The 7344-nt window shown below is 65.2% G+C and carries 7 protein-coding genes; 3 read left to right on the forward strand and 4 right to left on the reverse strand.

The window, feature by feature from the left end; translation table 11 throughout:
• Positions 1-78 precede the first annotated feature (78 nt).
• The gene (locus AC0Z6F_RS22430) at positions 79-477 is read right to left on the reverse strand and encodes a DUF4231 domain-containing protein (RefSeq protein ID WP_485618614.1); all 399 of its coding nucleotides are present in this window, start codon (positions 475-477) and stop codon (positions 79-81) included.
• Between the two features lie 55 nt (positions 478-532).
• Positions 533-3220: a pyruvate dehydrogenase (acetyl-transferring), homodimeric type gene (gene aceE / locus AC0Z6F_RS22435; RefSeq protein WP_004139606.1), complete on the reverse strand. Its 2688-nt coding sequence runs from the start codon at positions 3218-3220 to the stop codon at positions 533-535.
• Between the two features lie 568 nt (positions 3221-3788).
• Here aceE and AC0Z6F_RS22440 point away from each other — a divergent pair.
• Entirely contained in the window at positions 3789-4349 is a 561-nt protein-coding gene (locus AC0Z6F_RS22440; RefSeq protein WP_485618616.1) for a PadR family transcriptional regulator, read from the forward strand.
• A gap of 60 nt (positions 4350-4409) precedes the next feature.
• A complete protein-coding gene (locus AC0Z6F_RS22445; protein WP_336684613.1) occupies positions 4410-5207 on the forward strand; it encodes a siderophore-interacting protein in 798 nt (265 codons plus the stop codon).
• Between the two features lie 94 nt (positions 5208-5301).
• Here the strand turns inward: AC0Z6F_RS22445 and AC0Z6F_RS22450 are convergent, their stop codons facing one another.
• Both AC0Z6F_RS22450 and AC0Z6F_RS22455 read right to left on the reverse strand, forming a co-directional pair.
• Positions 5302-5475, reverse strand: a complete 174-nt coding sequence (locus AC0Z6F_RS22450) for a hypothetical protein (RefSeq protein ID WP_485618618.1) — start codon at positions 5473-5475, stop codon at positions 5302-5304.
• A 195-nt stretch (positions 5476-5670) separates the two neighbouring features.
• Positions 5671-6504 carry a hypothetical protein gene (locus tag AC0Z6F_RS22455; RefSeq protein ID WP_485618620.1) on the reverse strand — a complete coding sequence of 278 codons (834 nt, stop codon included), beginning with the start codon at positions 6502-6504 and terminating at the stop codon, positions 5671-5673.
• Between the two features lie 210 nt (positions 6505-6714).
• On the opposite strand from AC0Z6F_RS22455, the gene AC0Z6F_RS22460 reads away from it, so the two are divergent.
• On the forward strand, positions 6715-7116 hold the full coding sequence (locus tag AC0Z6F_RS22460) for a hypothetical protein (RefSeq protein WP_485618622.1): 402 nt from the start codon (positions 6715-6717) through the stop codon (positions 7114-7116).
• Positions 7117-7344: the final 228 nt, after the last annotated feature.

Genomic DNA, 7344 nt, shown 5'->3' on the forward strand with positions numbered 1-7344 from the left:
TGATTGTTCATCCGGGCTCTTTGGGGACTGGAACGGTGTGGTAACCACCATTTTCCAAAGATGTCCCGGATGAACAACCTACAGAGAGATCACAGCTAGCTCTCTGTTCTGATGAAGCGTCGCTGCTAGGCGAGATTGAAGTAACTTTTCCGCGTCCTCGTCAGCTTCGTCAAATGGCTCGGCGCGCGAAAGGAATCGCCATGTGAGCGTTTTCGTTGATTCTGCCAATGCGCGGGCGGCGTACCAAATACGCTCAGCTCTAATGGTATATAGCGCCACTGAGAACGCCAACGCAGCGAGAAGCGCCAATGCCTGTAGGAGCGCGATCAGCCAATGATCGACTGAGCCGAAAGAGAGTGCCGCTCCGAGAATCAAGAAGACCAGGTTGCATCGAAGCAATAGAAAGAACCGACGCTGCTCACGTGCTGCGAGATCGTCTGCAGATCGGTACAAAGCCGGGAAGTCTTCTATACGCATCCGTGCTCCCTCACCCCAAAAAAAAAGGGACGGCGATTGCCGTCCCTTTATTCAATCAAACCCCAACAGGATTAGCCTTCTCCGGATCAATCTTGTACTGCTTGATCGCCCGGGCCACATCCTTCGCGGTCATCTTCCCTTCCTTCGCCAGCGCCGCAATCGCGGCATGCGCGATGTAGTACCGGTCAACCTCAAAGAACCGACGCAGGTTCGCACGCGTATCCGAACGACCAAACCCATCCGTACCCAGCACGGTGTACGACATCGGCACGAACGCGCGGATCTGGTCCGCATACGCACGCACGTAGTCGGTGGCGGCAATCGCCGGGCCCTGGCGGCCTTCCAGCAGCTCGGTCACGTAGGCCTTGCGCTGCTCACCTTCCGGATGCAGGCGGTTGGCACGTTCCACGTCGAAACCATCGCGACGCAGTTCGTTGAAGCTCGGGCAGCTCCAGATGTCGGCGGTCACGCCGAAGTCCTTGTCCAGCAGCTCGGCCGCGGCAATGGCTTCGCGCAGGATGGTGCCCGAGCCCAGCAGCTGCACGCGCAGCTCGCCCTTCTTCGGCTTGCCGGCGTCGGTCAGCAGGTACATGCCCTTGACGATGCCTTCGGCCGCGCCTTCCGGCATTTCCGGGTGGGTGTAGTTCTCGTTCATCAGGGTGACGTAGTAATACTCGTCCACCTGGTCTTCCATCATGCGTTTGGTGCCGTGCTGCAGAACCACGGTCACTTCGAAGCCGAAGGTCGGGTCGTAACTGCGCACGTTCGGGATGCCACCGGCCACCAGATGGCTGAAGCCATCTTCGTGCTGCAGGCCTTCACCGTTCAGCGTGGTGCGGCCGGCGGTGCCACCCAGCAGGAAGCCGCGGGTACGCATGTCGGCGGCCTGCCAGGCGATGTCGCCCACGCGCTGGAAGCCGAACATCGAGTAGTAGATGTAGAACGGCAGCATCGGCACGTTGCTGACCGAGTAGCTGGTACCGGCGGCCATCCACGAGCTGATCGCGCCCGGCTCGCTGATGCCCTGCTGCAGCACCTGGCCGCTCTGGTCTTCGCGGTAGAACATCAGCTGGTCGGCGTCGACCGGCTTGTACTTCTGGCCGAACGGCGCGTAGATGCCGATCTGGCGGAACAGGCCTTCCATGCCGAAGGTACGGGCTTCGTCGGCCACGATCGGCACGATGTGCGGGCCCAGTTCCTTGTCACGCAGGGTGATGTTCAGGCTCTGCACGAAGGCCATGGTGGTGGAGTAGCTGCGCTCGCCGCTGCTCTTCAGCAGGCGCTCGTAGGCTTCCAGCTTCGGCGCCACGAAGGTCTTGTCGGCCTTGCGGCGGCGCTGCGGCAGGTAACCGCCCAGCGCGGCACGGCGTTCCTGCAGGTACTGCACTTCCGGCGAATCCGGGCCCGGGTGGTAGAACGGCACCTGGCCGTCGGCCAGCTGCGCGTCGGTCACCGGAATGTTGAAGCGGTCGCGGAAGTGGCGCACCGCTTCGTCGTCCAGCTTCTTGGTCTGGTGGGTCGGGTTCAGTGCTTCACCGGCGCTGCCCATGCCGTAACCCTTCACGGTCTTGGCCAGGATGACGGTCGGCATGCCCTTGGTGTTCACGGCCTGGTGGTAGGCGGCGTACACCTTGTGCGGGTCGTGGCCACCACGGTTCAGGCGCCAGATGTCGTCGTCGCTCAGGCCGGCGACCATCGCGGCAGTTTCCGGGTACTTGCCGAAGAAATGCTCGCGGGTATACGCGCCGCCGAAGGCCTTGCAGTTCTGGTATTCGCCGTCGACGGTTTCCATCATCAGCTTCTTCAGGACGCCGTCGCTGTCCTTGGCCAGCAGGGCATCCCAGTAACCGCCCCACAGCAGCTTGATCACGTTCCAGCCGCCGCCACGGAACACGCCTTCCAGTTCCTGGATGATCTTGCCGTTGCCGCGCACCGGACCGTCCAGGCGCTGCAGGTTGCAGTTCACCACGAAGATCAGGTTGTCCAGGCCTTCACGGCCGGCCAGGGCAATGGCACCCAGGGTTTCCGGCTCGTCGCTCTCGCCGTCGCCGATGAAGCACCACACCTTGCGGTCGGACTTCTCGATCAGGCCACGGTTTTCCAGGTAGCGCATGAACTGCGCCTGGTAGATGGCGGCCAGCGGGCCCAGGCCCATCGACACGGTCGGGGTCTGCCAGTATTCCGGCATCAGCCACGGGTGCGGGTACGACGACAGGCCACCGCCGTCCACTTCCATGCGGAACTTGTCCAGCTGCTCTTCGCTGATGCGGCCTTCCAGGAAGGAACGCGCGTAGATGCCCGGGGCGCTGTGGCCCTGGATGAACAGCAGGTCGCCCGGGTGGTTTTCGCTCGGGGCGCGCCAGAAGTGGTTGAAGCCCACGTCGTACAGGGTGGCGCCGGAGGCGAACGAGGCGATGTGGCCGCCCAGGTCACCCGGCTTGCGGTTGGCGCGGACCACGGTGGCCATCGCGTTCCAGCGGATGATCGAACGGATGCGCCATTCCAGCTCGGCATTGCCCGGGCTCTTGGCCTCGAGCTGCGGCTCGATGGTGTTGACGTACTCGGTGGTGGGAGAGAACGGCAGGTAGGCGCCCGAACGACGGGTCAGTTCCACCATGCCTTCCAGCAGCTGATGCGCGCGCTCGGAGCCCTCGACATCAATAACGGCCTTCAACGACTCGATCCACTCCTGGGTTTCCACAGGATTCGGGTCGTTGTTCAGCACCTCGTTCAACCAGTTCATTAGCGCTCCCATAACCGCACGCACGCGCGCGACTGTTGTATAGATTTCTAGACCGCAAAGTGTAGCGCACCAAGGGCTTTCGTCACTTGGCTACGCAGGCGTATGGATGCAACCGGCCAGTGTCCGCAAGGGGCTTGCCGGGCCCGCTGAAGGCCCTGCGGCGGGCCTTGTTGGCTGCGCGGGCTGTCGCTTGCGGGCCGCTGCGCCCATGTGCAGGACGCAGTGTTACCGCTGCCGATGACGGTTGTAGGGCAGCGCCATGCCCACCTGTATCGGCTCCGCGTGCTGGCGCTGAACGGGCGACAACGTGTCGCACCTGCCTCTGGATCGCCCCCCGCCCTGCCCTCAGGGTAGGCCTCGAGTGTTGGCCTCGCCCGCTTCGGTCCGCCGTCTGGCCCTGCCTCACTCCCTTCCACAGTGTTGCCCGGGGCGCCTCGCAAGGGGCGCCCCTTTTGCTGTGCGCGGGGCCGGCCGTGGCCCAAAACTGACCTGCTTGTGGCCGGATCGATGATTGTCGGCTTCGATATATCGATATATCGTTTGCACACTCGTTTACCGATATATCGAAATGAGCCGTACCGCTTCTCCCAGAGCCCGTTCCACCCATCCGGAAGTGCCACGCCGCAACGGCCAGCCGCGGGTGCTCAGCCGCGGCGACCTGCGCCTGCTGGTGCTGGCCCTGATCGGCGAGCAGCCGCGCCACGGCTACGAGTTGATGCAGCTGATCAGCAACCAGTTCATGCAGGCCTACACGCCCAGCGCCGGCACCATGTACCCGCTGCTGGCCAGCTTCGAGCAGGCCGGCTGGATCGAGGCCGAGGAAGTGGACGGCAAGCGGATCTTCCGCATCACCACCGCCGGCGAGTTCGAGCTGAAGGTGCAGCGCACCCAGGTGCGCCTGGCGCAGCGACGTGCCTTCGACCGTGCCCGCGAGATCACCAAGGCCTCGCTGCCGCCGCCGCTGGCCGGCGCCCTGCGCGAGTTCAAGCGGGCGCTGGTGCATCACCACGGCCGCTGGGCCGAGGGCGAGGCAGAAGAAGTAGCGGCGCTGCTGACGCGGGCGTCCGCGCTGCTCAACGGTACGGCCGGTAGCGAGAGCCAATCCTTTTCTACGACCCAGCCAGACTGACTCCAGCCAGGTCGCCCCTACGCCGCGCGCCCCCCGCGCGACACCTTTACAGGTATCCCCATGACCGAACACAACAACACGCGCCTGCGCCTGGATGTGCGCTTCCGTGAACTGACCGTGCTGCGCACCGAAGAGGTCACCCCGCACATGCGCCGCATCGTGCTGGGCGGCGCCGAGCTGGCCGGTTTCGATTCGCCCGGCGCTGACGATCACATCAAGCTGTTCTTCCCCAATGCCAGCGGCGAGATGGTGCTGCCGGTGGTCACTGCCGAAGGCCGCAGCTATCCGGCCGGCAAGGAGCCCTCACCGGCCCGCGACTACACCCCGCGCTGGTGGGACCACGAAACCGGCGAGCTGGCCATCGACTTCGTGCTGCACGACCAGGGCATTGCCGGGCCGTGGGCCGAGCAGGCCCAGGCTGGCGATACGCTGGTGATCGGCGGCCCGCGCGGCTCGTTCGTGGTGGCCGACAGCTACGACGCCTATGTGCTGATTGGCGATGAAACCGCGCTGCCGGCCATCGCCCGCTGGCTGGACGTGCTGCCGGAGGATGCCGAGGTGCAGGCCTTCATCGAAGTGAGCGATGAAGCCGAACGCCAGGACCTGCCGCAGTACGAGAACGTGCGTATCCACTGGCTGGAGCGCAACGGCTTCCCCGCGGCCAGCAGCACGCTGCTGGAAGACATGCTGACCGACTTCGAGGCACCGGACGGCGATGTCTTCTACTGGATCGCCACCGAATCGCGCCGCGCGCGGATGATGCGTAAGTTCATCGAAGGCCACCTGGGCGTGCCGCGCGACTGGATCCGTTCCACCGGCTACTGGAAGGCCCACCCGGACGAAACCGACGGCGATTGATCGGGCAGCCGGTGGGTGCGGACCCTGCTTGGTGGGTGCGGACCGTTGGTCCGCACGCCCTCCGATGGGTAGTGCCGGCCGCTGGCCGGCAACCTCATGAACCTTCGGCAGGAACCTGCAGCTGCCGGCCAGCGGCCGGCACTACCGCGCTGGATGCCACCTGCAGCGCGAAGATCAGCAGCGGCAGCAGCCCGAAACCCGCACGCATCGCGCTGCGCGCGATGAGTCGAGCATGGCTCGACTCTACAGGGGCTACGCCGCCGCTCATGCACCTTCTTGCCTGGCCGGCACTACCGCGTTGGATGCCACCTGCAGCGCGAAGATCAGCAGCGACAGCAGCCCGAAACCCGCACGTATCGCGCTGCGCGCCATGAGTCGAGCATGGCTCGACTCTACAGGGGCTCCGCCGCCGCTCATGCACCTTCTTGCCTGGCTGGGTAGTGCCGGCCGCTGGCCGGCAACCTCATGAACCTTCGGCAGGAACCTGCAACTGCCGGCCAGCGGCCGGCACTACCGCGCTGGATGCCACCTGCCGCGTCCACCCGAACCGCTGCGCGGCCCAGATCTCCAGCGCCACCAGCAGCGCGATGACCAGCAGCGGCAGCAGCAGCCCGAAGTACACGCCGGGCATCATGCCGTTGATCTGCGCTTTCACCAGCCGCAGCACGCCACGGGTGTGCAGCAGCTCATCGACGTGCATGGTCAGCGCCTCGCGCACCACCTTGGGCTCCAGGCCGAGCGTGCCGGCCTTGTCCACCAGCGTGTCTTCCACCATGCCGCGCAGCAGGCCTTCGCGCACTTTGCCGATCACCCAACCGGTGCCGCGTGCCAGCGGGCCGTTGCCGAGACGGTCGAGACCGGGCAACGGGTGTTCGCTGAGGTAGGCCGAGGCGATGGTGTCGGCCACATCGCCCACCGTGCCCTGGCTGCGCAATGCCTCGCGCATGCGCGGGTCGTCCAGTGAATCGGTGAAGCCTTCGCTCCAGCCTTCCACCAGGGTCTGCAGGTGCGGCTGGAAATGATCGAGCTGCTTGAACAGCGCGCGGTGCGCACCGGCAGTGAAGCCCAGCTGCAGGCCGAAGAAGGCGGTGGCCAGCGGCAGCACCACCACGTAGCTGGCCAGCAGCCAGTGATGCCAGCGCTTGCGCCGCTGCAACCAACCACGGCGGTGCAGCCAGCGCCAGGCAAAGATGCCCAGCACCAGGCCAAGCAGCGTACCGAGCACGCTGCCGCCCAGCAGGTCGAGCACGCTCAGGCCCGTCCAGAATTCGTTCAACCAGTACTGCGTGTCCTGCATGGGTCTTCCTTCCGTGGATGCGGCTGCGCCTGAAATGCCAGCCAGGTAGAGTCGACTGTCAGTCGACTATCGCGCGCAGCGCGGGGGTTTCCAGCATTGCGCCAAGAGCAGTCGACTAACAGTCGACTCTACCAAAGCGGAGGCCTCCCGGCCCGGAGCACGCCAAGCAATGCGACAATCGCGCTCCTTTCCTGCAGCAACGAGGGCCACATGGCCAAACTGACCCTGGCCAGCGTGGATGCGCTGCGTACCCGCTTTGCCGATGACGCCGCCTGCGACGCGGCACTGGCCGCCTTCGCCGACACCGCTGCCCTGCGCGCACCGCTGCGTGAGCTGGTGGAGGCACAACACCGCTACCTGCAGGCCGAATTCGAAGTGGCGCAGGTGGCCGATGTGCTGCGCCGCGACCAGAAATATGCGCCGGTCGGTCGGCCTTCGATCAACATCGTGCAGCTGCGCAAGCAGCAGGCCGCGACCAAGCAGGCGGCGCTGATCGCACGCCAGGTGGTCGCGCAGGCCGCGCAGACCTTCGTGCGCGTGAGTGGGCTGGCGGTGAAAGCCAAGCAGAGCCCGAGCGAAGCGTGCGTGGGATGGTTGGGCGCGCTGCGCTGAACACGCGTACCCGGTAGTGGCCAACCTTGGTTGGCCCGCGGAGTGCTCGTGCGCCAACCAAGGTTGGCACCTACCAAAGCACTCTCCGGCCCTGCATGAACCGGTAGTGGCCAACCTTGGTTGGCCTGCGAAATGCTCGTGTGCCAACCAAGGTTGGCACCTTCCAAAGCACTCTCCGGCCCTGCACGAACCGGTAGTGGCCAACCTTGGTTGGCCCGCGAAATGCTC

It is taken from the genome of Stenotrophomonas sp. 1L-E-5-B-C3 (assembly GCF_057292075.1).